The sequence below is a fragment of the Vibrio sp. ER1A genome (assembly GCF_000733315.1).
GTDB lineage: Bacteria > Pseudomonadota > Gammaproteobacteria > Enterobacterales > Vibrionaceae > Vibrio > Vibrio mediterranei.
In genome coordinates this window covers 148,008-173,215 of the sequence record NZ_JPJA01000085.1, presented here as the reverse complement: position 1 = coordinate 173,215, position 25,208 = coordinate 148,008, and the positions used below count along the sequence as shown (strand labels likewise).

At 45.4% G+C, this 25,208-nt stretch carries 32 protein-coding genes and 2 tRNA genes; 28 read left to right on the top strand and 6 right to left on the bottom strand.

Going from position 1 to position 25,208, the window contains the following annotated elements; all coding sequences use genetic code 11:
• Window positions 1-88: 88 nt before the first annotated feature.
• Window positions 89-1,021: a DMT family transporter gene (locus tag HW45_RS06925; protein WP_038225788.1), complete on the bottom strand. Its 933-nt coding sequence runs from the start codon at window positions 1,019-1,021 to the stop codon at window positions 89-91.
• A 102-nt stretch (window positions 1,022-1,123) separates the two neighbouring features.
• On the opposite strand from HW45_RS06925, the gene HW45_RS06920 reads away from it, so the two are divergent.
• Window positions 1,124-2,050: a LysR family transcriptional regulator gene (locus tag HW45_RS06920; protein WP_038225787.1), complete on the top strand. Its 927-nt coding sequence runs from the start codon at window positions 1,124-1,126 to the stop codon at window positions 2,048-2,050.
• Here HW45_RS06920 and HW45_RS06915 read toward each other — a convergent pair.
• Window positions 2,034-2,750 carry a glycerophosphodiester phosphodiesterase family protein gene (locus tag HW45_RS06915; protein ID WP_038225784.1) on the bottom strand — a complete coding sequence of 239 codons (717 nt, stop codon included), beginning with the start codon at window positions 2,748-2,750 and terminating at the stop codon, window positions 2,034-2,036. The genes HW45_RS06920 and HW45_RS06915 overlap by 17 nt on opposite strands.
• Before the next feature lie 109 nt (window positions 2,751-2,859).
• Between HW45_RS06915 and HW45_RS06910 the strand changes: the two genes are divergently transcribed.
• Entirely contained in the window at window positions 2,860-3,621 is a 762-nt protein-coding gene (locus HW45_RS06910; protein ID WP_038225783.1) for an MBL fold metallo-hydrolase, read from the top strand.
• On the opposite strand, the gene HW45_RS06905 is transcribed toward HW45_RS06910, so the two are convergent.
• On the bottom strand, window positions 3,618-4,157 hold the full coding sequence (locus tag HW45_RS06905) for a lipocalin family protein (protein WP_038225781.1): 540 nt from the start codon (window positions 4,155-4,157) through the stop codon (window positions 3,618-3,620). The two genes, HW45_RS06910 and HW45_RS06905, sit on opposite strands and share 4 nt — an antisense overlap.
• A gap of 147 nt (window positions 4,158-4,304) precedes the next feature.
• Between HW45_RS06905 and HW45_RS06900 the strand changes: the two genes are divergently transcribed.
• The 3 genes from HW45_RS06900 (at window position 4,305) to HW45_RS06890 (ending at window position 5,326) form a co-directional block, all read left to right on the top strand.
• A complete protein-coding gene (locus HW45_RS06900) occupies window positions 4,305-4,964 on the top strand; it encodes a DUF2726 domain-containing protein (RefSeq protein ID WP_038225778.1) in 660 nt (219 codons plus the stop codon).
• 171 nt (window positions 4,965-5,135) lie between these two features.
• Window positions 5,136-5,212, top strand: a tRNA-Val gene (locus HW45_RS06895).
• Window positions 5,213-5,249: 37 nt separating this feature from the next.
• Window positions 5,250-5,326, top strand: a tRNA-Val gene (locus tag HW45_RS06890).
• A 168-nt stretch (window positions 5,327-5,494) separates the two neighbouring features.
• On the opposite strand, the gene HW45_RS06885 is transcribed toward HW45_RS06890, so the two are convergent.
• Window positions 5,495-6,052: a glycoside hydrolase family 108 protein gene (locus HW45_RS06885; protein WP_051867856.1), complete on the bottom strand. Its 558-nt coding sequence runs from the start codon at window positions 6,050-6,052 to the stop codon at window positions 5,495-5,497.
• A 651-nt stretch (window positions 6,053-6,703) separates the two neighbouring features.
• On the opposite strand from HW45_RS06885, the gene HW45_RS06880 reads away from it, so the two are divergent.
• From HW45_RS06880 to HW45_RS06845, 8 genes are all read left to right on the top strand, one after another.
• Window positions 6,704-7,723, top strand: coding sequence for a tyrosine-type recombinase/integrase (locus HW45_RS06880; RefSeq protein WP_235225389.1), 1,020 nt, complete (start codon window positions 6,704-6,706; stop codon window positions 7,721-7,723).
• Entirely contained in the window at window positions 7,720-7,968 is a 249-nt protein-coding gene (locus tag HW45_RS30320; protein ID WP_038225774.1) for a hypothetical protein, read from the top strand. The genes HW45_RS06880 and HW45_RS30320 overlap by 4 nt, the downstream gene beginning before the upstream one ends.
• Window positions 7,969-8,268: 300 nt before the next feature.
• Window positions 8,269-8,943, top strand: coding sequence for a hypothetical protein (locus HW45_RS06870; protein ID WP_051867855.1), 675 nt, complete (start codon window positions 8,269-8,271; stop codon window positions 8,941-8,943).
• A gap of 17 nt (window positions 8,944-8,960) precedes the next feature.
• Entirely contained in the window at window positions 8,961-9,926 is a 966-nt protein-coding gene (locus HW45_RS29955; protein ID WP_038225771.1) for a hypothetical protein, read from the top strand.
• On the top strand, window positions 9,919-11,514 hold the full coding sequence (locus HW45_RS06860; protein ID WP_038225770.1) for a hypothetical protein: 1,596 nt from the start codon (window positions 9,919-9,921) through the stop codon (window positions 11,512-11,514). The genes HW45_RS29955 and HW45_RS06860 overlap by 8 nt, the downstream gene beginning before the upstream one ends.
• Window positions 11,514-12,887 carry a hypothetical protein gene (locus tag HW45_RS06855; protein WP_038225769.1) on the top strand — a complete coding sequence of 458 codons (1,374 nt, stop codon included), beginning with the start codon at window positions 11,514-11,516 and terminating at the stop codon, window positions 12,885-12,887. Before HW45_RS06860 ends, HW45_RS06855 begins: the two co-directional genes overlap by 1 nt.
• 5 nt (window positions 12,888-12,892) lie before the next feature.
• Window positions 12,893-13,978 (top strand): hypothetical protein, encoded by a 1,086-nt coding sequence (locus HW45_RS06850; RefSeq protein WP_038226045.1) that lies wholly within the window; start codon window positions 12,893-12,895, stop codon window positions 13,976-13,978.
• Between the two features lie 100 nt (window positions 13,979-14,078).
• Entirely contained in the window at window positions 14,079-14,282 is a 204-nt protein-coding gene (locus tag HW45_RS06845; RefSeq protein WP_038225768.1) for a hypothetical protein, read from the top strand.
• 24 nt (window positions 14,283-14,306) lie between these two features.
• On the opposite strand, the gene HW45_RS06840 is transcribed toward HW45_RS06845, so the two are convergent.
• Both HW45_RS06840 and HW45_RS06835 read right to left on the bottom strand, forming a co-directional pair.
• Window positions 14,307-14,498 (bottom strand): hypothetical protein, encoded by a 192-nt coding sequence (locus HW45_RS06840; RefSeq protein ID WP_038225767.1) that lies wholly within the window; start codon window positions 14,496-14,498, stop codon window positions 14,307-14,309.
• A 2-nt stretch (window positions 14,499-14,500) separates the two neighbouring features.
• Window positions 14,501-14,878 carry a hypothetical protein gene (locus HW45_RS06835; protein WP_038225766.1) on the bottom strand — a complete coding sequence of 126 codons (378 nt, stop codon included), beginning with the start codon at window positions 14,876-14,878 and terminating at the stop codon, window positions 14,501-14,503.
• Between the two features lie 211 nt (window positions 14,879-15,089).
• On the opposite strand from HW45_RS06835, the gene HW45_RS06830 reads away from it, so the two are divergent.
• From HW45_RS06830 to HW45_RS06760, 15 genes are all read left to right on the top strand, one after another.
• Window positions 15,090-17,660, top strand: a complete 2,571-nt coding sequence (locus HW45_RS06830; RefSeq protein WP_038225764.1) for a hypothetical protein — start codon at window positions 15,090-15,092, stop codon at window positions 17,658-17,660.
• Between the two features lie 71 nt (window positions 17,661-17,731).
• Window positions 17,732-18,319, top strand: a complete 588-nt coding sequence (locus HW45_RS06825) for a hypothetical protein (RefSeq protein WP_038225762.1) — start codon at window positions 17,732-17,734, stop codon at window positions 18,317-18,319.
• Between the two features lie 2 nt (window positions 18,320-18,321).
• Window positions 18,322-18,840 (top strand): hypothetical protein, encoded by a 519-nt coding sequence (locus HW45_RS06820; RefSeq protein ID WP_038225760.1) that lies wholly within the window; start codon window positions 18,322-18,324, stop codon window positions 18,838-18,840.
• Between the two features lies 1 nt (window position 18,841).
• On the top strand, window positions 18,842-19,153 hold the full coding sequence (locus HW45_RS06815; RefSeq protein ID WP_051867854.1) for a hypothetical protein: 312 nt from the start codon (window positions 18,842-18,844) through the stop codon (window positions 19,151-19,153).
• Entirely contained in the window at window positions 19,150-19,755 is a 606-nt protein-coding gene (locus HW45_RS06810; RefSeq protein WP_038225757.1) for a phage adaptor protein, read from the top strand. The genes HW45_RS06815 and HW45_RS06810 overlap by 4 nt, the downstream gene beginning before the upstream one ends.
• Window positions 19,748-20,245 (top strand): hypothetical protein, encoded by a 498-nt coding sequence (locus HW45_RS06805; RefSeq protein WP_038225755.1) that lies wholly within the window; start codon window positions 19,748-19,750, stop codon window positions 20,243-20,245. The genes HW45_RS06810 and HW45_RS06805 overlap by 8 nt, the downstream gene beginning before the upstream one ends.
• Window positions 20,245-20,778 (top strand): hypothetical protein, encoded by a 534-nt coding sequence (locus tag HW45_RS06800; protein WP_038225753.1) that lies wholly within the window; start codon window positions 20,245-20,247, stop codon window positions 20,776-20,778. Before HW45_RS06805 ends, HW45_RS06800 begins: the two co-directional genes overlap by 1 nt.
• Window positions 20,778-21,371 (top strand): phage baseplate assembly protein V, encoded by a 594-nt coding sequence (locus tag HW45_RS28330; RefSeq protein WP_051867852.1) that lies wholly within the window; start codon window positions 20,778-20,780, stop codon window positions 21,369-21,371. The genes HW45_RS06800 and HW45_RS28330 overlap by 1 nt, the downstream gene beginning before the upstream one ends.
• Window positions 21,371-21,718 carry a dTDP-glucose pyrophosphorylase gene (locus tag HW45_RS06790; RefSeq protein WP_038225750.1) on the top strand — a complete coding sequence of 116 codons (348 nt, stop codon included), beginning with the start codon at window positions 21,371-21,373 and terminating at the stop codon, window positions 21,716-21,718. Before HW45_RS28330 ends, HW45_RS06790 begins: the two co-directional genes overlap by 1 nt.
• Window positions 21,715-22,578, top strand: coding sequence for a baseplate assembly protein (locus HW45_RS06785; protein WP_038225748.1), 864 nt, complete (start codon window positions 21,715-21,717; stop codon window positions 22,576-22,578). The genes HW45_RS06790 and HW45_RS06785 overlap by 4 nt, the downstream gene beginning before the upstream one ends.
• A complete protein-coding gene (locus tag HW45_RS28325; protein ID WP_051867847.1) occupies window positions 22,578-23,321 on the top strand; it encodes a phage tail protein I in 744 nt (247 codons plus the stop codon). The genes HW45_RS06785 and HW45_RS28325 overlap by 1 nt, the downstream gene beginning before the upstream one ends.
• Window positions 23,318-23,851: a phage tail-collar fiber domain-containing protein gene (locus HW45_RS06775; protein ID WP_038225747.1), complete on the top strand. Its 534-nt coding sequence runs from the start codon at window positions 23,318-23,320 to the stop codon at window positions 23,849-23,851. Before HW45_RS28325 ends, HW45_RS06775 begins: the two co-directional genes overlap by 4 nt.
• Complete coding sequence (locus tag HW45_RS06770) at window positions 23,851-24,213, top strand: hypothetical protein (protein WP_038225745.1); 363 nt, start codon at window positions 23,851-23,853, stop codon at window positions 24,211-24,213. Before HW45_RS06775 ends, HW45_RS06770 begins: the two co-directional genes overlap by 1 nt.
• Window positions 24,206-24,532: a hypothetical protein gene (locus HW45_RS06765; protein ID WP_038225744.1), complete on the top strand. Its 327-nt coding sequence runs from the start codon at window positions 24,206-24,208 to the stop codon at window positions 24,530-24,532. Before HW45_RS06770 ends, HW45_RS06765 begins: the two co-directional genes overlap by 8 nt.
• Window positions 24,529-25,206, top strand: a complete 678-nt coding sequence (locus tag HW45_RS06760) for a hypothetical protein (RefSeq protein WP_235225386.1) — start codon at window positions 24,529-24,531, stop codon at window positions 25,204-25,206. Before HW45_RS06765 ends, HW45_RS06760 begins: the two co-directional genes overlap by 4 nt.
• The last annotated feature ends 2 nt before the right edge of the window (window positions 25,207-25,208 follow it).

Sequence of the window (25,208 nt, the reverse complement as noted above, 5' to 3'; positions counted from 1 at the left end):
CAGGGACACTCACTTTACACCCTATGTTTACGTGCTAGACCTGAGGTAAATCAAAAAAAGTGCCGCATTTTAGGTAAATCGACTGACATCAAGGCTGTTTGTGCTTAGAAAATTGGTAACAAGCTGCAACAGTGGTGGAAATGATAAGAAAACTACCCAACCATTGAAGGTTTGTAAGTTGCTCTTGCAAGAAAATTGCCGCGAAAATCAACCCAAATAGTGGCTCTGTGCCCATCAAAAGTGATGCTTGACTTGCGTGAAGAAACTTGACGGCGTAGTTCTGCAGGAAAAACGCCATAAGGGTACAACCTAAAGCAAGGTATATTAAGCAACTCGAGGTGACCCAATCAAGTTGCATCATAGTTGTTGTAAACTGGGTAGCCGACCCTTCTTTGAACATTAATAACAAGCTTACGAAAGTAACAACCGAGAGTTGAATAAAAGTAATCAGTTCGGTATTCAACTCGTGTCCCGTGAAGGCTTTTCGGCAGGTAACAACCATGATCGCTCTGAGTACGGCCGCGATTAGAACTAATGCGACTCCCAAATTGAAGGTAAAGTCCTGTTGAGTCACGTTGGAAAGCAAAGCGACACCTACCACCCCTATAAAACAGTATCCTACCAAGCCTTTAGGCAATGAAACCTTAAGCCATACCTTTTCCAAGAATGGAGTGAACAGGATACAGAGACTGATGAGGACAGCGACTTGTCCTGCTTGAGCGAGCATTACAGCCCATGTTTCGGTAATGAATATGCAGCTCAAGATAGCGCCGGTAAGTAAGCCTACCTTTAAATAGCCAATTGTGTTGCTAGTAAATTCAATGAAGAGCTTTTTCTTATAGAGGATTACGACTAGTACGGCACAACTTAAAGCGAAACGAGCGAACAATAATTGTGGGACAGTAAGTGTTTGAAGAACCTGCTTTGACGTTCCATAACTAGTTCCCCAGACGATTGATACCGCGAGTAGCCCTATGATAGCCCAATTTGCTGTGAAACTTTGTGCGTAATTCCTATCCATCTGTAATTGCTCTTAAATATTTTTTGTGAATAATTGTATCGATATGCTAACTTATGAATAACAAGGTGATAATACTTCCGAAATGCATAGGACTTATGACTGATGGACACAAATAAACTCATGGCACTTCTGCCAGACATTGCAGCGTTTGTGACAGTTGTTGAAGCTGGGAGCTTCACCGCCGCCTCTCAGAGGTTAGGGATGACGCCATCAGGAGTAAGTCGCCAAATCAGTCGACTTGAGGCTGCTCTTAATACCGATCTGCTTGAACGAACAACGAGAAAACAGGTAACAACGGACACTGGCAAGGTGGTGTACGAGTTCAGTAAGAAAATTATGGAGTCTGCTTCTGATATCGCTAATATCGCCAGTCAGGAAGGAGGAGAAGCTTTAGGAGAACTGAGAATATCGGCACCCAAAGCTTTCAGCCGCCATATTTTAGAACCACTAATGCTGCCGTTTCTCGATTTGTACCCGAAGGTAAAACTTCGCTTACTGGTTAGTGATGAGTTCGTTGATCCTTTTGGTCACAACCTAGATATCGTTTTCGAGCTGACGCATTTCCCAAGAGAAAACTTGGTGGCAAAAACGCTTGGTGAAATCAAAGCCGTGCTGTGTGCAAGCAAATCGTACCTTCAAGAGCATGGTATTCCGTTCCATCCAAATAACTTATTGAATCACAATTGCTTATTTCTCAATGAGCAACCAAACGATAACGTATGGCTTTTCAACAAGGATGGAGAAAACGTCAAAGTTCAAGTTGACGGTCGCTACTCAGTTAACCACTCCGAGATGCGGTTAAATGCAGTCAAAAGTGGAGTTGGTATTGGTATCTTCCCAGAGTTTGTGGTGGAAAAAGCTTTGAGAGCAGGCGAGGTCTTACAGGTGTTACCAGAATGGCATATTAACTCTCGGTATCAAGGGGAAATCGTGATGCAATTTCCCCAGTCAAAGTTCATGCCCACTCGAAGACGAGCATTTATTGATTATATGGTTGCGTCAATGAAGCCCACTAAAGTAAGTTCATAAATCGCTGCGGATAATCACTGAAGATTGCATCAACTTGCTGTAAATGCTTAAAAGATTTCGGGTTATTAACGGTATAGCACCAGATCTGCAAGCCATGTTCTCGCAACGTTCTAATGTGCTTTTGAGTAAGCCAACGATAGTTGAGATGGCAGCTGAATGCTTCGACCTCATCAATTGTTTTTAAAAGACGGTTATTAAGTCTGTTACCCAGCACGCCTAGGCGCACGCCAAGTTTTGCTTCATACAGTGCAAGCATGACCTCACGACTAAAACTTGAGATAAGCAACTGATGTCGGTCTATCTCACTGGCATTGAGCCGTTCTGCAAGTAGAGCAACGACGTGCTCTGCATCATGTTTATCGACCTTGACCTCAATATTGATGCTTAGTTGGTTAGTTTGGCAGTAATTGAGTAATTCATCGAACGCCATTAGTCGCTCACCAGCAAACTGTGGCGCTTTCCATGACCCAAAGTCGAACTGACTAAGTTGCTCGAATGTTAATTCATCTATTCTGCCAGTGCCATTACTGCATCGGTTAATAGTATGGTCGTGACAAACTACTAGAATGTCATCTCTAGTCGGTTGAATATCTACTTCTACCCAAGTTAGGCCCGCTTTTTTTGCTGCTTGAATACTCACTAAGGTGTTTTCCGGATGGGTTCCAGCAACACCGCGATGACCTGCAATTAATGTGCTCATATATATTCCTAGACACTTATCAATTCAACATAGATGAATGATGTTTATGTTGCAAAAATGTTACCTGAAGGCTATCTTGGTGAAAAGACATCAGACCAGTCAGTAAAAGATGAAGATTCATCATATCAAAGGATATATACAACAAATCTATTTGGTTGAGTACCCAGATAAATTGCTCTTGTTAGACGGTGCAAGCCGTGCTGACGTGGGTACAATTCTGCGTTTTATCACCAATGATTTACAGAGGCAAGTTTCTGATTTAAAAGTTATCGTCGTGACCCATATGCATCCAGATCATGCTGGAGCTGCCCATCGGCTTAAAGCCATCACAGGGGCTAAAATTGTCTCTGCGGCCAAAGAGCGTGATTGGTATTCTGGGATCGATGGCTTTCTGATGCATGTTACAGACTTAGTGTTGGCGTGGTATATGGCCAAGCGCCTAGGGCAACCTAGAAAAAACCTATGGTACAAGAAGGCATTAAATGCGGATTACCAACTGATTGATGGTGATACTGTACCGCTATTTGATGATTGGCAAATACTTGACACGCCGGGTCACACAGACCGAGATATCTCGGTCTATAACCCCAATGAGTCGATTGTCTATGTTGCGGACTTAATGGTGCAAGTAAAGCAGCATCTCATCGCACCATTTCCTATATTTCATCCCAATCAGTATCGAAGATCAGTGGAGAAAGTGTACAACTTAAACGCCGAGCAGATTCTGTTGGCGCACCGAGGCCCTGTGGTTTTTGACGAGCAAGCAAAAGAACATATTCTTGACACCGCGCCAATGAGACCAGTGACTCATTGGCGGGTAACGAAAATTAAACTTAAAGGGGTATTTAGGTCCGTACTGACTGCGCGTTAATGTTGCTCAGACCTATCATGTTTAGGGAAGATAAGTGCAGATGTGTCGAATCCAGCTTCAAAAGCGACTTTCAAATATTGGTCTAGCTTTGCTTCCTGTATGGTCGGTGTTCTCGACAAAATCCAAAAGTAATCGGAATTGTAGCCACTAATTAGTGCCGCAGAGTAATCTGACTCTAAGTAATAGACCACATAGCTGCCGTAAAAAGGTCCGAAGAAAGACACTTTAAGATGAGCTATATCAGGTGACGAAACAAATTTTGCTTTGCCTTCCGCTTCCGACCATTCCTGATCTTTTGTGTCCCAACCGCGATTCAGTACTTTTACAGAGCCATCATCATTTATTGAATAGGTAGCTGTCACATTATCTAGACCTCGTTCGAAACTATGGTCCAGTCGAGCCACTTCGTACCATTTACCAAGATAGCGGTCGAGATCGAAACCTGTAACGGGCTGTACTTTGTCGGGAATGCCAGTACAACCGAGTAACAACAGTGGTAAGCTCACCACAAAATAGCGAAGAATTGTTTTTATCAAGGTAGACTCCTTTTAATACCTAACTGACTCTTTCTAAATAGAATATACGACAAAAATCAGAGTTCAGCTTACAATGATTGCATCTATATCCTATTGCGAATACTCTGGAAACGAACATGTTCATTAATTCTAGGTATTACTGCGTCAATGTTTGAGATATTCATTGTATTAGCCTTACTGGTGGGGTTGTTCCTTGTTGCTCAGAAATACTTTGTAAAGCAGGAAGACACAAGATCGTATCAGTACAAAGTGAAGGGACCAATTCTCTCTTCGGCACAAACAGCTTTCTATAATGCATTAAAAGAAGCTGTAGGGGAGCATGGTGTCATCTTAACTAAGGTCAGCATGGCTAATGTAGTGACTCCTCAGAACATTAGTAATAAGAAGCAATGGTTCATTGCTAACAACGTGATTGCCAAAAGCTACTTCGATTTTGTTATTTGCGATCCGAGAACGATGCAACCCAGAGTCGTGATCGAGTACGACAACGGTCAAAAGTTGGATAAAGGCAAAGTTGAACGTCAAAAGCTGATTATGCAAGTGTGTAAATCTGCAAATATCCCACTAATAGGTGCATCTGTTAAGTTGAGCTACCAAGTCAGTAAGATAAGACGTTTGCTTGCTGCACATATTGATCTTATTGAACCCGAAAAAGAAGTCCGTTTCTGTAAACGTTGTGGTAGCCCTATGACGATAAAGACGGCAACGCAGGGCGATTTCAAAGGACGACGCTTCTTCACTTGTAGTCGCCAACCATTATGTCAATACACCGAAAACTACAATGTCGTTTTCGATGATGAGGAATAAATACGTAGTACCATTAGGTTCAACAAACTGATGTAATTCACATTTTTACTGGTTAAAAGCATAAAAAAGAGTCGAATTGATGGCTTCTAAGCCAAACGATACCAAAAACACAAAAATCTACTTGCACAGCTTGGTATCTCTCGTTAATATCCATCTCGTTCCAAAGACGATGGGTCCGTAGCTCAGTTGGTTAGAGTACTACCTTGACATGGTAGGGGTCGGCGATTCGAGTTCGCCCGGACCCACCATCCTTCTCTGAATGCTTATTCAGAATGGAACGAATTTGGGAGTATAGCTCAGTTGGTTAGAGCGCTTGCTTGACATGCAAGAGGTCGGCAGTTCGAATCTGCCTACGCCCACCAAATTCAATAGGTTAGCCCGCTTTTATAGCGGGCTTTCTTGTATCTGGAAGGTATGTGATCATTGAACTGCGAAAATGAATCAGTATTCGCATTTCTGAATAGAGTGGTAAGTCTAAAAATTAGGCGGTTCCAAAATGGTTCCAAAACGGTTCCAAAACTCCTGTAAAATTAGACTCGATGCAACATCCATCCATAGGTAAAGGTTTCGTTCTGTTCACGCTTCTCTGAGATATGTAAATATCGTGCGCCCTGACTGCAATTTAGCGATTTCCAGAGGACGAGTTCGCCTTCTTTTCCACGTTTAGCCAGGAACGCTTTTAATGCTGTGATAGTTGCAGGGCCAACTTGGCCATCAACAACTAAATCAGCGTAATATGCTTGTTTATTGTTGTAGGCGTTAAGCCAGCGCTGCAAAAACTTAGCAGCAACAGGCTTGCCCATGTTGATACCAGTATCGATGACTTCCTCACCTACCATAGCGCTTACATCGTGGATAAGGTCGAATCTTGGAGCGAAAACGTAACGTTCCATATAGATCTCAAATGCCAGCTTGCTTGTCAGATCGTCCATAGAGCCTTGATAGCCATATTTACGAGCAACGGCCTCTGTGATGCCGTAAGTGGTGTCGCCGCCTAAGTCGTCGGCATTGTTTGAACGATGACCTTCTCTAGCCATCACGCCTTCTATGATTTGTTGCAATGAGAGTGGTTGGGGTGTGGTACGCATAACTGCCTCCTTGGTTATGCGTCATTCTTATCTCGCTGAACAACTTCTAAGAGGGCGTTCTGCAGGCATTCCTACTTACCACCGCTACCTTATTAGAACGCCCAACATTATCAGGCGCGCTTTCACTTTTTGTATCTGTATCCCCCGCACCCCCTAAGAGGTTTAGGGCGCCCAGATTCGAGCTCAGGCTAGAAAAACAGGATGGCAGCTTGTCTATATTTAAGCAATCTGTAGTCACAGGCGTTTCTGCTAACTTATGGAATTATGGAGCATGATTCGCTATCTCTTGCTCTGTCTAGGTTTTGGTTGTTTTTTGCCCCATGGGTTGGCTTAATTTCTCCATGGGTTAGCGCTTTTTCTCCATGAGTTTGTTTTTTTGGGGTTTTGCCGTGCTCTCTTTCTTTATTTTTCTTTTTTTTAATAAAAAGATAGAGATAGAGAGGCTAGGAAGTAAAAGAGGCTGTAAATTGGTGCCCATGGATTATTTTTGGTGCTCATTTTTTGTCCCATGGTTTTTTTATTGATCCATAGGTTGATCCATGGATTATTTAAAGCCCTCTTAAAGCGCGCGGCCCTTGTTAATACTGAGTTCAACGATTTCTACTTAGGTCAATCCACAAGTCCATGAGTTATTTTGCCCCCGCCTCCCAAATGAGCACCAAAACGAGTGAATTGGATCACATAGATGAGTTTGTTAATTGGAAGCGCGACAGTGAGAACTGCAGCCAGAGAACCGTAAACAAGTACCGAAAACTGTTAGAGCAGCTAAGTGAATACATGAAAAATGGGTACAAGGAGGCATCGCTAGCGGATTTAGAAAGGTTTAGTGGTGGTTGGTTGCATCACAAGGGCTATTCCGCCGCATCACGTAAGGTTGCTGTTGCAGCAGTGCGAGGTTTTTACCAGTATTTGCACAAAAGACGAATTATCGATCGTAACCCAGCCGCGGATCTTGTTTACCCTAAGATTGGTCGAAGGCTTCCACGGTATATGGAACTGCACAGTGCCGAAAAGCTACTGTTGCAACCCGATTTAGATTCATTCTCGGGGCTGCGTGACAGCGCTATTTTGTCACTGATGATAGGTTGTGGTTTCCGTGTTGGTGGCGTGAGTGAGCTGAATGAGTCGAGCTTGATGTGGTATCAGTATGAAGGTGCTGATCGTCTAGCGATTCGAGTGCTAGAAAAAGGAGAGCGAGAACGCATTGTGCCGGTACCTTGTGAAGCGATGTTGTTGCTACAGGCTTATTTGGGTCACTCAGATTTAACATCAATGGATAGGCTGCTGGCCGACGGTGACCAAGTACTGTTTGTAAATGTGAGAAATAGACATATTCCAGAATGGGAACATCGAGGAGAAGCTCGAAGAATATCAACTCGGGCCATCGACCGAATGATAAAGAAATACGCGTTGGCCGCTGGCGTTCCTGAGGAGCACGCTCACCCTCATGCACTTCGTCACCTGTTTGGTACTGAGTTGGCGGAATCTGATATGAATACCTTACAAATTCAAGCATTGATGGGCCATGCCGACCCGAAAACTTCAGCAATATATGCTCACATTGCTAAACGTAAGCTCACCCAGTTGCAAGATAGTTCCAACCCACTTGGTAAGATGAACACTCCAGTCACCGCACTAATGAATGAGATGAAGAAAGGTAAAGCGATATGAAGTTAAAGCCGTTGCATGATTGGGTCATAGTCAAACGAGACTCAAATACCGATAGTAAAAGTAACCTGTATATTCCTAGCCAATTATCCAAAAGGGGGAAAGTTCTTGCTATTGGACCAAAGGTCGTTAAGGTAGAAGTAGGGCACTATATCCAATTTGGTCGGTATGCTGGTTATCAAGTCACAATAGAGGGTCACCATGTCATGTTTCTTCATGAACAGGATATTTCAATAATCCTCAGTTAACCCTTCTCTGTATTCATACCAAACTCAATATTTTTGAAGGCACTCAACAAACCTTTCTTGGTGCACTTTTAAGTCTTAGAACTCATATAACCCGTCTTTAACATTTTTACTAAACTCAGTTATAATGGATGTTGTGGGACGATTGTGTGAGACCTTAGAACTCACTTAAATAACGACCAAACCCGTAAACGTGACATACGTCACCTACTGCACAAACTGACATAATGTGCAGTTCAATCTAAAGCTGTGGTGCCCGAGCCCTTGTGTTTACTCGATGTAGTTTTCACTAGGAATCAGGAAATGTGCAGCTCAATTCTAAAATTCTTACCTATTCTTGTTGATCATCAGGTTACCGCCCATGGGGTGGGGGCTCGGCATAGAAAGTTTCGTATGTCCGCAGGGGGAGGTGGGTACCTAGATAACTACACCAGTTTTGAACTTTCCCTAAGTGCTCAAGAGATTGAAGCAGCAATGGCTTGCCTACCTTTAGCACCTCACTGGCGATTAATTGCTGATGAGCTTGGAACAGAGTTATGGCTCCAGCTATGGCGACAACTTGAGACGTTGCGAACCGAGCGGCAGCTGCGAATTGAGATTCCTACATTGAAACTGGAACTGTTGGAGCTAAGTGACGATAAGTTTGAACAGTGGCTGGACGCGCAGTCGCTATCTGCTGCTTTCTTTGAAATCTATTTTGTTGTGAGTGCGTCACAGTATCGATTTATATGGCAAACACTCTTTGAAGCAGCTCAAAGACCCAATAGAAAGCAGCTGCGTGTTTACGTTCCGGCACTGAAGAGTTGGACTCTTCATCTAGAAAAAATATTGCTGACTGAGCTTCTAGCTCATAAAGTTGCAAAACCCACGGTAAAGAAACAGCTTTTTTACTGGCTTGGCCGCACCACTTCCGATACCAGGCTCAATCGTTTACGGCGTCATATTGAGTCTTCGCTTCCCTCCCAACGTCTCCAATAAAGCCATAGTTTGATTTCATGAAAGATGAATCAGCTAATACGCCAAAGGAGATGGTGACTTTCAAGTGTGGAAGTTGCGATTTCACTTTTAGAGCAGTTCCAACACGGATTGAGGATGAGCCTAAACGCGCCCATCCATTTCGTTATTTCGCAAAGTGCCAAAACTGTGAGCGCGAAGTACAGCAAGTGCCATGGGAAGTAGGACAGTTTTGTGCGGTTCTGGTAGCAACAGGTCCACGAACAACAGAAGGGAAAGCTCGTTCAGCGGCAAACCTACTTGAAGCCAGTGATAGATCAGTAAGCCGATTCAATGCACTGAAGCATGGTGCCAATGCTAAAACAGCTCTATTTTTCCCTGCTCGCCCAGGGCGTTATCCCCAATGCGAGACATGCGATGTAGATCATGCCTATTGCCAGGCGCAGCCAGCCTGTGTGAAGCGCACCGAACTAATGATGCAGCACTTGATTGCGTTTCAGTCTGGCGACCCTTCAAAACTCACTGAAATGCACGCTATTAATCAAGCAAATCTTGCGGCTATCTTTCAGGACATGATGCAAACTATCGTTGCCGATGGTGTATCACTACGCAACCCAGTTTATGACTTTGACAAAGAAGGTGGTTTTCATATTGGTGAGTACAAAGACAAAGCTGGCAATATACAGACCATTGAAGAAGTTAAAGCTCACCCGTTGTTAAAGCCGATGCTTGAAATGCTAAGCAAAAACAATCTATCAATGTCTGATCTCAACATGACACCAAAAGTGCAGGTTGATCAAGGTATAGAGATGGGCAAAACGGTAGAGCAAGAAGAAGAGAAAGAATCTGCCCTCGAGTATCAACGTAAAATGGCAGAGCAAATGTCAGGATTGCGTGGCCTTATTGAACGTTCACGACAACGTATCCAAAGTGATGACATTCTCATCGAGCATAACCAAGAGCATAGCGCTGAAGATGCGAACTATCGAGAGATAGACGATGGCTGATCGCATTACAGCCAAGCAGCGAGTTGAGATACAAAGCCTCGCCGAAAAAGAGATACAACGCTACGCAGGCAATCACGGCATGTGGCATAAGCATGTTCACAATGTTGAACTTGACCCAATGCAACTGCTCAAAATGGAAGAGATGGACGCTTACCAAAATACGGTCGATAACAGTTGCCGTCGTACTGGTAAAACAGCGGTAAAAGAGATGTACCTTCTCGAGCACAATGCGATTCACTGCGACCAAGAAGGCGGTATTGTTGCCCCAAGGGAAGCACAAAGTTTAGTGAACCTTGGTTATCACCTTGATGCAATTCGTCGCTCCGAGATTTTAAGCGGATACATCGCTTATAAAACCGGAAGAAAGCAGCTTGCAGACACCTACTACGAGTTTTCCAACCGTTCAAAAGCTCGAGCGTATGGCATCATGGCTAACGTTGATGGTGGTGACTTAACTTGGGCATCATTAGAAGAAGTCGATGACCTCGATGCTGATCGTTTGTATGGTCGTTTCCTACTTATGATGGGGTCAAGCCGACGTTTAGGCGCTAGCAAAAAAGCCCTGAACAAACCGCAAATTAGAACCACAGGAGTATTCAAAGGCGCTGACGTTCTTAGTGGGTTAATAGACTCTGGTGAGTACCATTGCTTGCCAACTGTGGATTGTTATCTTGGTATTGAACTAGGGATCCTTAACGAAGAGTTCATCATGTCGATGCGTAAGCAGCTTCCAGAAGATGAATATATTCGTCAGTTACTGTGCATCAATGTGGCAGCTAAGAACCTAATTTGGGAAAAGTACATTCGCTATGCGATTCAGCTTGGCGCCAAAATCAACCTAGAACCTGTGACGCCAGAGCCTTATGCCGTCTATAAAAAGCGCGGTGTTATCTCATGGGGTTATGATCATACAGGTCACGGTGAAAATGTCGCGGCTTCTCGTTCCTCGCTCGTTATTGAGGAGCAAGTTGGTAACTATTCGGTCGTATTGTTTTGCAAAACTTGGCACCCGGGTACCGATGAAAGTGTCATTCGAAAAGACCTAGTGGGCTTTTGGCGCTATTTCCGCCCCGACTACGCTATTGGTGATGCGTTTGGTATTGGCCTTATTACCCAGGTTAATGATGATTTATTTGCTGAAGGCTTAACTCAAATAGACCGTAAAACCATAGGCGGTGGTGAAAGTACCGCATCAACATGGCCTGAATGGGCATTCTCTCCCCTGCGATTTGAAGGTATGGCAAAACACCAGATGGCCCAATCACTTCGCAGTGCCTATCACAACCGCCAAATGGTATTGCCATATGTGGATGACCGAGAAAACGAACCTGAAGTAGAAGACTTCGCCAACCTACCGCGGCAACTGCGTAACATCAAGCCAAGCCCTGTGAAATCGGGCAGTTATAGCAGTTATCAGATGGTTAAAAAGAATATTGGCGATGACCTTTTTGATGCACACATGGCATCACATTGGGCGCTCGTTACACAGGGCGCCGCGCCAGTCCCAAGCATCATCACCATTAATCACAAAACACGCGAACAACTCCTTGGCGCACCAAGTGGAATCCAACTGTTAAGGAACTTTTAATGAATAAGCTTTCCCAAATTTGGGCGATAATACGGAACTGTCCCTTGCCTTCCGCGCCTAATACTGCAGGCAATCAAGCTGGAAATCAAACCACAGAAAAGGGCCATATTGCTGACCCAGAACGCTCAGTACAGTACATGTATGAGCAAATGCAGTGTGACCCGAACCTGCGAGCGGCCATCATCACGCTTCGTCATATGGACAAAGCCGATCCCAGAGTTAAAAAAATCCACCGTCGTATCGCCCGTGATGCAACAAAAGGTGGATTAAAACTGCATTGGATAGGCAAGGAGAACAAGCGCGTAGCCAAAATGTGGAAAGACTTTACCACTCGCTTACAGCTTGATAATCGCGCCAAACTTATGAGTGATGCAGGTGGTATGGCCAAAGAAGGGAACTTACCATTGCAATGGGTGGTAAATGACCTTGGCCAAGTGGTTAGCGCGGTACGAATGCCAACCGAGACCATCATTCCATTGGTAGACCAAACAGGTCGCTTTAAAGACCCCAAAAAAGCCTTTAAGCAGATTGACCCAATTACATGGGAACCGCTTTGCACCTTTCCTTTATGGCAACTCACCGTTTCTCGCCTAGACCCAGATAACTGGGACGATATGGGTTGTATGGGCAGGCCTTACATGGATGCTAGTCGGCCAATCTGGCAAAAGCTCACTATGACAGAAGAAGATTTGGTTATTCGTCGCCGAACTCGAGCACCGCAGAAGCTCGCCCACTCTCTTGATGGTGGTAGCAAGGACGACATAAATGAATATCGCCAAAGGGTAGAAGGTGAAACGGGTGAAATAGCAACAGACTTTTACGGTAACAAACTGAGCGTAACCGCCGTAGGTGGTGATGCCAACATGGACCAAATTGCCGACATCACACTACTAGTAGATGCATTTTTCTCTGGTGCGCCTGCACCTAAAGGTTTATTTGGTTACGTGGATGACTTAGCCCGTGACGTGCTTGAAGATTTAAAGCGTGATTACTATGAAGAAATCGACGCACTACAAGATGCATTGGCTTATGCCTATCAAGATGGATTTAGACTGCAGTTGCTGCTCGCTGGAATGAACCCAGATTCTTACCAGTTCCAAATTCAATTTGTCGAACGCATGACCGACAGCAAAAACCAACGAGCGGACCTAGCTCTCAAATACCAGGCATTAGGAATGCCGCGTAAACTGGCTTGGGAGGCCGCTGGCGTCGATGTTCAACGAGCCGAAGCCATGAGAGAAAATGAGGCCAACAGCAATGATCCTTACCCTGAATATGATCACCAAGGCACTGATGATAGCTCACCCAAAGTTAGCATTACCCCAGGCAATAAACCCAAAGGTGAAAGCGCGACCTCAATCAGTAATGGGTGACCAACATGCCTAATGAACGAACCCAAGTTAAAGCCACTATTCGCCGAGCCATGCTAGCGGCGCAGCAAGCTACCAATGAGTTAGATGCTCAGGCTATGCGAGAGCTAAAAACGCTGTATGAAGGCGTACTGGTAGAAATACAACATCTCATCACTCAACATGCTGATGAGCTTGGCCAAGTTCGCCTTACTCAACTCAACCAACTGACAAGGCAGTTAGAAGAGGTGCTTAACCAGCTGCACCTTACTCAGTCATCAATGGTGAGTGGGCATGTTGTTTTGGCAGCAAAGCAGGGCGGGAATGTGTTTGCAACCAGTGTAGCGACTGAAAGCGTTGCCGCTGCTATAGACTCTGCCACGATGGCCGTAAAACACATGAAGCAAAAAGACGGCTTGCAACTAAGCGATCGACTATGGCGAGTGAACAAAAAAGCCAAGGAAGCGGTAATAGGGGCGGTAGAACGCGCCGTGATACTCGGCCAATCCGCGAGCGAAGCAGCCCAAGATTTCCGAAATAAAGCCCTACCTATTCCCAGTCACATTTCTCAACAAGCTCAAATGGCAAATTCAGCTTCACTTAACCGAACCATGGCGAGTGCACTCATGCAGGATGAAGGTGCGCCGTACTATCAAATAAAGCGTGTCATGCGAACCGAGATTAATCGAGCACACGGTGTGGCATTTCAACAAGCTGCATTTGAAGATGAGTTTGTTGCCGGCACAAAGTTCAAACTTAGCCCCAACCATCCAAGGCGAGATATTTGTGACATGCACGCTCGTGTCAACTTATATGGCCTCGGTAAAGGCGTGTACCCCAAGGGTAAAAGTCCATGGCCAGCGCACCCCAACACCATCAGTTACGAGCAAGTCGTGTTTGTCGATGAAATAACCGAAGACGATAAGCAAACAGATGGCTCTCGCCTTAACTGGCTTAAACGACAATCCCAAGCGCAGCAACATGCCGTTCTCGGCCATCAAAAAAAGGTATCCGCACTACAAAAAGATCTTCTAACCGAAAATATGATAGCAACCCCATGGAAGCATCTAGAGCCCGCATTAAAGCGCAAAGGCATTGATACCAGTACCCTCTAAGCTGTTGATTAAGTCATGCACAATTAGTGCGTAAGTTTAGCTACAATGGTTACGTCAGTGGAATGCACAATGGATATTGTGCAAAGAGCTAGGAGCAATTATGAATACTGCCGAAAAACTACAACCTCAACACCAAGCCAAGATTCATGGCCGAGCATCAAACCAACCAGTAGACTGTATTTGTGGTCATCGCATTTGCGATGAGCGAGGTGTGATTCGTTCTCGATGTGTGAAAATTCATGAGGGAACGGCATTGTGTCGTTGTAAAAGGTGGGTGGAAGTTCCCATTGGGAAGAAAGCCTGAGCGAGAGCTCAGGCTTTAAACTAGTTACTCTATAGATGCAGTTGCAAGCAGTTCTTCAAGGTCTTCGTACTTTGCTTTTACAATCAGGGCGCCTTCTCGGTGTGCAACTATGATTCGAGTCGTTTCTTCATTTTTCGGGCTGAAAGATACAATGTGATTTACGTTGAGGGTAATCATTATGTCATTGCTACGCTTTAAAGTAATAAAGTCAGTCATTTTTATCCTTTTTTGAGTTGAGTTTCTGCTTTAGTTATGTATTTGCTCATTTTCTCACAACTAGCAATAGAATTATTGGCACAGTATAGGCATTGAAATGCAAGGTCGGCCGCTTGATATGCAGGGAGTCTAAAAGCCACATCGTTATTTTTTAGTATAGAGCTTCTCAGCTCATCAGCAGCTTGACGATATGGCATTGATTCGGAAGTACATTGTTTTAGTTGGTCTAGTTCAGACAAATTATAACTGGTATTTTGATGTATTCCTTGCGACTGGAACTGCTTTAATTGATTGATGATTTGAGTCTTAGTGTTGTCTGCGAAACAAAAAGGGGTGAAAATTAAAGTCAGTAGTGATGATAGTAGTATTACTTTTCTCATAGTGTCTCCTAAAATTTTCGAAGTGATGTAGTGAGTATAAATAACTCCTCCCTCCAGTCTCACAGCAAGCCAAAAATGTGCAACTCAGCTCACATTAGTTAAGTTTTCCTCCCTCCCAACGGTCTAATAGCTGTCTCACTATTTGCTTGATTACGGCGACCGAGCCCCTGAATTTTCAGGGGCTTTTTTCTTTTAAAGCAAAGGACTTAGCATGGTTAAAACTCATCTTGCCGCTAGCATTGTGCTGGCACTTTCTTCTTCAGCCCCACAAGGTGTGGTTCATGTGTTGTCCGATGCTGTGAAGGTGGACACCAACAGCAAACGATCGGTTGTCACCATTACCCGAACCGGCAAATTTAATGACCCCCGTTACGGTGAATTTGAACTGACCCAAGCCATGTTCGACTCCATGATCAAAAACTTCAACGCGAATGTTTATGGACAGGAGATCAATATTGACATAGCGCACCTTCCTGAAAATGGTGCAGGGGCGGTGGTAAGGCGCCTATTTACAGATCGTGGTCGTTTACGTGCAGAGGTGGAGTGGTACGAACTTGGCGTAAACAAGGTGCAGAAGGAAGGCTTTAAATACCTTAGCGCCGAAATTCATCCCAATTACGAGAGCAACGAGGCCGATGGTAACGGACAGTATCAACAGTTCGGGCCGACGTTACTTGGTGCTGGCTTAGTGACACGGCCGTGTATCAAGAACCTAGACAAAATCGAACTGAGTGAAGGAAGTCTTCACGATTGTCCTACCTATCTTTCCTCGTCTCTGGCTCAAAAACTCTCTGAGGAACGTGAAATCATGTGGAAACAACTGATCGAGCTGTTCGAAAAACAGCTTAAAGGGCTAAAGCTAACCACCGAGCAACATACTGCTATGGTTAAGCTGCTTACCGACTCTCTCAATGGCGTGAGTGATGAAACCACAGCCAAAGCACTAAGCGAACAAATTGAAGGGGTAGCTAAACAGCTATCTGAAATGGGTACCAGAGATTTACCTACAATCAACTTAAATGGCGGTTCGCTTTCGGAAGATGATGTGGTTCGTATCTTGAACGAACGTGCTACTAAAGCTGAACAAGCCAAGGCTGAGCTAAAGCAAAAGCTCGATACCAAAGTCAAAATCTTCACCGATGCCGTTGACGCTGCAGAAGGCTTAAGCGATGACGTGAAAAAAGAGCTTAAAGAGGCTCAAGACCTTATCACAGTAGAAATGACCGATGAGCAGGTCACTAAGTTGGCCGAAAATCAAATTGCTCACGGCAACCAAAAAATGGTTTCGGTTCAGCTATCAGGAATGGGCTTTGGTAGCCCAGTAGGCGTTGTTCCACAAACCCCAGACCAACAGCGTGAAAGCTTGCAGCTGCAAGAACGCATCCACAGCAACTTACGTAATACCAATACGTATGCGATTGGTCAGCTATCACTGACGGAAGAGAAAAACTTACCTGTGTTCTGCCAACAGGTATTGGCAGAGTTCGACCGTTTGCATCACCGTCAAATCCATGCCGAGCGTTTGGCGCTGTCTGGTCAAGGTACTGGTAACGTCATTTCTGACACCGAGCTACCAGTATCCGTACAGCGTGAAGTGATTCGTGAGGCATTGTCCGATCTAAACATTTTGCAACTGGTGCAGACACTCACGGACTTTAGTGCCGCGGCAACAACGAATATCCCATACGAGAACCGAGATGTATCTGCGATCATGGGTGACGGCATTGTGTTCGAGAACGGCACAATCCCGAAAGTGAAAAACTCACAGCGCATGGACTTAGCTTACGTTCTGCCGATGAAAGTAGCGTTTGAAGTCTCAAATGAGCTGATGCATTTTTCCAAGTCTTCAACCATCAACTGGGACGCATGGGGTCGTAACGTTGCGACCGCGAGCCGTATCATTAAAGAGCTGATTGCTCGCCGCTTGCTCAACACCATGCAGCGTGTGGCCGATTCGTATATGTCGATGAGCGTGACCGATGAAGATATTAATGCTCAGTTGCAAAACTCATCGACATTCAAGTCAGCACAGTTCCCAATTGTGGCCCAGCATCAACAATATGATCTGCAAGGGAATACTGTTGGTACTATTGAGAACGCCATCACTCTGGTTATTGACGGTACGGAAATCAAGCCATTCGATGGTTCGGGTACACAGGAAGTAGGCACGTATTACGTTGTCACATCATACAACCTTGGTCAGTTTGCTTTGGTCAATGAAGGTGGTGAACTGGTGAGTGGTACGCCAGCGAATGCAAAAATTAGCTATAGCTACGCAACCAACATTCAAAAAGTAGACAGTGATATTCCGGCAGGCACTACCGCCGAGAAGCACTACAACAAGCTGATTCAGGCTGTTGGTCGCCGTAAAGCCATCATGAAAGATGATCGCTTTGTCACCCCAGACTTCTTGTTGATGTCCAACACGCTTAACGACACCTGTACTAACGCAGAGCAATTTGTTGCCTCTATGCGTCGTGATGGCTCAAATACCAATTCACAAGGTGATTTGGAAGCGATCAAAGCTATTTCATCTTACTCAACTAATGCGCCAGCCACGCACTTAGGTGATGAGCGCATCATCATGGGGCAACGTGGCGCTCTCACGTACACCGTGGTCAAGCCATACACATTAAGCGAAATGCAAGAAGCACGAGATGCCAATGGTCAGCTTAAAGGCGGTAAAGAAGCGTATGCCGAAGAGTACAACGCCATCCACTGTCCTAAACCAATCCGCAACCGCTTCACGAGTGTGATTTTCTATTCTGCATCTGGTCGATAGCCGCTGCTTTGCCCCTGTTCGCAGGGGCCTTTTTCTTAACTGTTACATATAACAAGCCAGAGGTAACAATCATGCCTTATGTTCCATTTACCAATACACAAGCTGAAGCGCTGAATGTTGGTGGGCGTACTATCTTGCCAGGTGAAACTCGTGAGGTGGATGCGCGTTTTGTGCCAGCACCCTCAATGGTAAACCGCGATGTAGTCGTGCTGTTTATCAACTTCAATGAAGAACCACGCTTTTTCGGCACAACTAAAGTTGAAGCTGGCAAAGCGGCTCGCCTGCCGCTTATTCATTTTGAAAATCCGAATGTAGAAGAATCGGGCAAAGTTCAGTTGGAGATCTTCAAGCAGTTGCTTGAAAAGAATATCTCAGAAATCACACCTTATGTTTCCGAGCTAAATGATGATGAGCTGTCGTTGCTTGTTGATTTAGAAGGTTTGGGTGAGAAGCGCAAAACACTACTTAAACACTTTGCGGATGAGCTAGCGGTTCGCACGGCTGAACGCAGCTTTGACCCTGAAGCTTTTGCTGCTTCGCTTAAAGGAATGGACGATGGCGATCTCAACCTTGCGCTGCTCGATGCTGGTGACAACGAAATGAAAATCACCGCGATTGAAAACGAGCTATCTGAGCGCAAAGCGAGTAAGGAGCAATAGTCATGTGGGATAAAGTCAAATCAATGCTTGCTTCAGCCGCTCCACTCGTGGGTGGCTTGGTAGGTGGTCCAGTTGGAGGTGCTGTTGGTACCTTAATCTCTAGCACTTTGGGTGTCGAAAATACCCCAGAAGCGATTGAGCATGAGCTTAGCAACAATCCAGACGCCATTCTTAAAGTCAAGCAGATGGAGATGGATCATAAAGTTGAACTCAAGAACCTCGCACTCAAAGAGATGTCGCTGCAGCTTGACTACGAGAAAGCGAAGCTTGCCGATACGCAAGATGCCCGCAAGCAGCACAAAGACCACTGGATGCCTTGGGCGTTAACGCTCATTTTGTCGCTGATGGTCAGTGGTATGTTTGCGGCGTTGTTTTTTGGTAAACCGCCACAGGACTATGCACAAGTGCTGATCATGATTGCAGGCACGGTATTGGGAGCATTTGGTACAGGTATCGCGTTTTGGTTGGGCAGCAGTCAGGGCAGTGTGACCAAAGGTAAGCAGCTTAAACCAGGGGGCTAGTATGGGCGAACCCATCGAACGTGGGGTAAGTCATCAAGAATTTGTTGTGTTTAGAGACGAAATGAGAGTAGCCATTCAAAACCAGACTGAGCTGATGAAAGAGATGGTTGAACTGCACACCAAGCATAACAGCTTGGAGAAGCTTGTTTACCGAATCGATAAGCGCTTAGACCAAGTTAACGAGCGGCTACTGCACATAGAGCAAAACCAAGGCGGAACAAACGTAAAGACCCAGTACAACCGCGACCTTATTTGGTTGTTACTGAGCCTAGTTATTGGTTTTGCTGGTTACGCGATGCGAGGCCACTTATGAGACTCGATGACCTTACCAACAAACTGAAATCAGCGCTGATGGACAGCGCTGAACTTATTTCTCGAGATGAAGAACAGATCATCTCCATGGCCCTTGCCGATCTCAGCCGCTACAAGCCCCAAAAGCGGGTGGCTACCTTTAAACTTGTCTCGGGTCAACTCGTCTACCCAGCGCCAAACGGGCTGATGCATATCAGTAATGTCATGTATGGCCAAAGCCAACGCTCACAGTTAAAACCCTGGCAAGAAGGGTACCCGAAAAAGTTGCCAACCTTTTACGCGATAGAAGGGGATGAAGGCATGTTTATTCAGCTCTCTCATTTCCCTGCAGAAGGTACCTTGCTCAGTTGCGGTCGTGAAGTCACCTATACCTACTGGGCTTCACGCGCCATCAAAGATGGGGATATTCATTTACCTGTTGAGTTGGAACCTTTGTTGCTACTTCGTTGTGTAGCCGAAGCAGTCAAACACATTATGGTGCATCAACTCAATAAAACGGTGTCGGTGCGTAACAGTATTGGTGGCGAAGCCAAAAATGGCACCCCTGCTGCGGTGCATGAGCAACTAATGCGTCAATTTGAAAGGCAGATAGCAGATGCGTGAGTTTTCGATAGAGGTGGATTCAGCGCTCGATGAAGCGTTTCGTGATGCTATGTCAGAGATGACAAGCTGTTTGAAGGCCGGAGTGAGTACTGCAGGTTCTTTGGTCTCGAGAGAAGCCAGGGAAGAAGCGCCCAAAGCTGAATCTGCACTAACGAATAGCATCAAAAGCCGAGTCGTCTCTCAACTAGAAAGGCTCATCACTTCAAAACTGAATTACAACGAACATGTGGTTAACGGCACAGCCAAGCAAGGTCTTCCACCCGTTCGTTCGATAGAGGATTGGATAAAAGTAAAACGAATCACTCCACACAACCCTAAACACTCAACTCGTGATCTTGCATTTATGATGGCTCGCCACATCGCCGCCAATGGTACTCAGCCCAATGACTTTTATGACCGAGCCGCCGACCGAGTAGAAGATAAAGTGGCGGATATTCTTCACAAATCTGCACAGATGGCGATGCAAAGAGCTGGCCTAAGGATGAACTAATGAGCAGCGAACGCAAAAACGTAAACCAAATCCTTGATGCAATCGTTTCAGGGTTTAAACACAAGCACCCCGAACGCGATGCAGATCGAAACTGGAAAGCTCGTTCGGCCTATCGTAATCGTGATCTTGAAGATGGCGTACTCACGGTTATTTACACAGGTGAAAACCCAAGCGACCCATACAACACCTATCTAAAGCTTCTCGTCGTGGGGCGAATTTATTGCGGAGCAGATGCAACTGGGCAGGAAATAGAACAAGCAGAGTTAGATTTCTTACAGCAATGGCGTGAGTTTTGTGGCTCAAGCTCATGGGGCAATATCAATTTGCTCTCTGTTTCCACGTCTCAGCAGCAAGAGGCGCCAGATGGTTGGTTTATATCTGAGTGCACGGCAGGACCGTTTGACTTGGCTGGAGACATTGATTGGTTACCAGAAGGACCAACAGAGCTTCCTGATGACATTTTAGTTTCTCAAAGTCCAGACATCGGCTTTGGTCATGAAGATGACTACGAGTTATTACCAAAGGATCTCTAGTGGAATTTACTCAAGCGCAGCTACATCGATTACTTAGCGAGATGATTCAGTTTGGTACCATCACCGAGGTACAAGCCTCCCCACTTCGCTACAAAGTTAAGTTTGGTGAAAATCGTATCAGTGATTGGTTGCGTTCGGATGTAGGCCATGCTGCCCAGGTGAAAGATTGGCACCCTCATCAGGTTGGTGAGCAAGTGATCGTTATTCGGCCATTCAATTCACAAGGTGGCACTATCATCGCAAGCTTAAATCAAGCAGCGTTCGATCAACCGCAAACCGATTTGAATGTGTTTTATCGTCAGTTCCCTGACGGTACTCAGCTCAAATACGACATGAAGAATCATGTGTTATCGGGAAAAGTGGTCGGCAAGGTTAACCTAGACGCTGACACTGAAATTTTCCTCAAAGCACCAAAACTCAAATTAATTGGTGATATCGAGCATACAGGCGATCAGCACTCCACTGGCAGCATCAAGTCCGACAGTGACATTGCAGATAGCACTCGTTCGATGGCTGACGACCGAGATATCTATAACGACCATGACCATAACCACGGTGATCCGATTGTCGGTAAACCGAATCAGGAGCAGTAATGGCTATTGGAGTTGATGAGAAAACAGGAATCTTGATTGAAGGCTCAGCAGAATTAAAACAACGTCTGCAGCGGTGTATGAAGACACGCTTACTCACTTTACCGCTAGGGCGTGATTATGGCTCAGACCTGCCCAGATGTGTTGATGGCAAAATCAACGCAGCGCTAAAAATGGACATCTATGCTGGCATAGCCAAGATGCTTGCTCACCCTCCTAACGGTTTCATTGACGAGATAAAACTCAATCAAGTATGGATAGAGCAAGGCGCCAACGAGGTATCGATTTCATTAGAAGTCACACGCTTGTTTGATGGCAAAGTAGAGGAAATTTCGGGTCTAGGGTTATGAGTCAAATTGTCATTTCTGACTTACCACCGCCAGAGGTGGTTCAACAACTTGATACCAGCTTAGTACATCAACGAATGCTTAATCGTTATGCCGAGCTGCAAGGTGTTGAAGTGCCTAAAATTGGTGATCCTCTCTACAATGCAATGGCCTCAATGACGGAAGAAGTCACCCGAGCTCGCCAAGAGTTTCAAGATATTAGCTTAAACAATATGGTGGCGTTCTCGAACGGTGCCAACTTGGAGCATTTGGGCGCAGCGCGGCCTGTTGAGAAATTTGACTCTGAAACTGATGATGAATATCGCCGCCGTGTACAAATGGCACCCGAAGGGTTTAGTACCGCAGGGCCAGATGGCGCTTATATTTTCCACGCCCTTAATGCTCATGAAGATGTTTTGGACAGCAAAGTTCATAGTCCTGAGGAAGTGGTGGTAAATCAATACATCTTAAGTCGCCAAGGTGATGGCACTGCTTCCGACGAACTATGCAATATTGTTTCTGACTATGTTAGCGCAGCGGCAAAACGTCCGCTTAGCGATCGTTATACGGTATTACCTGCTGAAATCATCCCTTATCGTATTGAGTTAGAGCTCGAAATGCTAACTGGCCCTGGTGAAGCTCAAACTATTGAGCTGGTCACTCAAAAACTTAAAAGCTTAACCAAATCAACCCACGTTCTTGAGGGGTTTGTATCTCTTTCTGCTATTGATGGTGCGGCACACTTGCAAACCGTTTCTGATAGTGTCACGAGCTTCCAACCAGTGCGTGACGTTGTGATGATTGAGCCAACCAACAAAATTGAATGCACTAAGTCCCAAGCACCGTACTGCACAGAGATTGTGGTTAGGAAGAAGGTGGCGTAATGGAGTTTGTTAGCAAGCTGCCACCCTCAGCAACCAGCATGGAGCGAGCCCTAGAGCAAGTGTTCTGGGAAGAGATTCAGCTCATTGAGCGCGACATTAAAGACTTTTTGAACCCGTGGAAGTGTCGTGTTGATCTTCTCCCATATTTAGCATGGGAATTGAGCGTTGATGATTGGGATGACAGTTGGGATGAATCCATTAAGCGTGGCGTTTGTGCCAATGCGTTGATTGTTCATATTTACAAAGGCACTCGATATGGCGTAGAGCATGCGCTCGATGCTTTGGGTGTGAATGCTGAAATTGAAGAATGGTTTGAAACCACCCCAGAGCTGAAACCAGGGCGCTTTAAAGTGACTGCCTGGGCAAATAAAAACTTGTCACCAAATCAAACTGAGTTCCTCAATGAAAACCTATACAGCCGCATCGAGTCGGCCATCAACAATGCCAAAAACACCCGCAGCCACTTTGATTTTACTGTTGGTGCTAAGTTTGGCCCCAATACGTTACAAATGGCAGGTGCGATTACGAATCCAACCGCGATGGCACGTTGTGATACCGATGCAATTCAGCAACCTCTTGAAAGCAAAGCTGCGGTAGAAGTAGCGACCAGAGCAACAGGCATTTCGATTACACGCCAAACCACACAAGCAATCATGGATGCACAACCCAATATCACTCCTGTAGCGGTTGCAGGATCATTTAGCGGCTATGCCGTACTTAAACTAACTATGGAGGCCGCATGAGTGATGTTGTATCGCTGGTACCAGTTATCACAACTAGTGGTTTAGCTGCCGTATTCAATGCAACTAATGATGGTGTTGCAGGGAAGATTACCCACATTGCGCTAGGTGATCATGGTCGAAACCCAAGCAAATCAGAGCTTGGGCTAGTCAATGAAAGAATGCGTATTTCCATCGCTGATGGACAGAGAATTGATGATCATCAAATTCATGTTACTGCTTTGGCGAGCGGTGGGGATGGATTCTGGGTAAAAGAAATTGCGTTTATTTTGGAAGATGGTACCGCCTTGGCGATTTGGTCTGATACCGACCCGCTTGCATATCATTCAACCAAAGTACCTCTTCTCCTCGCCTTTGACTTAGTGCTGGCAGCTTTGCCAGCCCAATCCGTCACGGTCGTTGGAACTGGTGCAAATCTTAGTTTAGCCGCTTGGGGTGAGCAGTATATTACTAACGCAGCATCTATCGTTGCCAATATGGCTAGACATGTAGAAATGTTATTCCGCGTAATGGAACTTGAAAAGGCGAAGTAATGGCACTGGGTGACTTAGAGCTAATTGCCGGCACAACACTTCGTTTCCAACTTAAGTGGGAAGCGGAAAGTGAACTGGGAAAGTTAGAGCCTGTTCAGATGGATGGTTGTACCGCAAAGTTTGCCGTTCGTGATGTTAAAACGGGTGAAATAATGGCAACGGCGGATACTAATGATGGTATCGACATCGACGTCGGTAGCAGCACGCTAACCGTTGCATTAGCTGCTCATAAGTCTCGTCATTTTGGTGAAGCTTCCAATGGGACTGTCGACTATGAAGTGCGTGTTAGTTTCCCTTCTGGTGATGTGTACTCGTTGGTTCATGCAGGATTAGATATCAAGCGAGGGGCGATAGATGATTAACCCCAAATTAACGCTGAGCTACGACACCAAGCAAGTGGTAACCGTGACGCAAGGTAGTAAAGTGAGTGTGCTTCACCTGAGCCGTCCCACACTAAGCGTTGTCAGTATTGGCGCTCAAGGCCCAGTAGGAACAGTAGCGGAAGAAGTGCTAAACCGCGTAGAGCAAATGGAGCATCAAACAGCACAAGCGGTTGAGCAAGCTCAAGAGGCCAAAACACAAAGTGATACAAACAGTGCTGCTTTGGCTGACTCACTCAGCCAAATGACTAACCGTTTTAACTTTTATGCTGGGGCCATTTCGGCTGTAGGGGGCAAATGATGAGTAGCGAACCGTCATTTATTGAAAAAATTCAAAATATGGTTGCCTCTGTCAATAACGTTATGGACGTTATTGACGGCAAGATCCGTAGCATGGCACAGCTTACTGATGTGTATACCCGTGCGTACTTGGATGATGCAACCAAAACGCTTGGGGCGAACGCTGCTTCTGCTTCCAAGCTAAAGATTGTTCGAAGTATCACTTTAGATGGTGATGCACTTGGTTCAAAAGGCTTTGATGGTTCAAAGGATATAACGTTAAACGTCACTATCCCGAAGCTTGCAGAAAAAGCAGATAAAACATCCGTATACACAAAAGCTGAAATGGAAGCGCGATTAGAGAGCATTATTGGTGCAGCTCCTGACTTGCTCGATACATTTGCTGAAATTGCAGTTGCGCTAGGGGATGACCCTAACTTTGCAGCAACGATGACAGCAGAGCTGGCGAAGAAAGCCAATCAAACGGGCGTATATACAAAAGCTGAGGCGGATAGCGCGTTTTTGAGTGCCGATGCAACGGCGAACAATGCCTTAAAATTCGGAAACAACTTACCGAGCCACTACGCAACTGCGTCTAGCGTAGAGTCGCTTGAACAAACGATAGGTGACGCATTTACTCAGCTTGCTCAGGCATTTGATGATGGAGCAACGAGCATTAATAATATAGGAGCTTAACG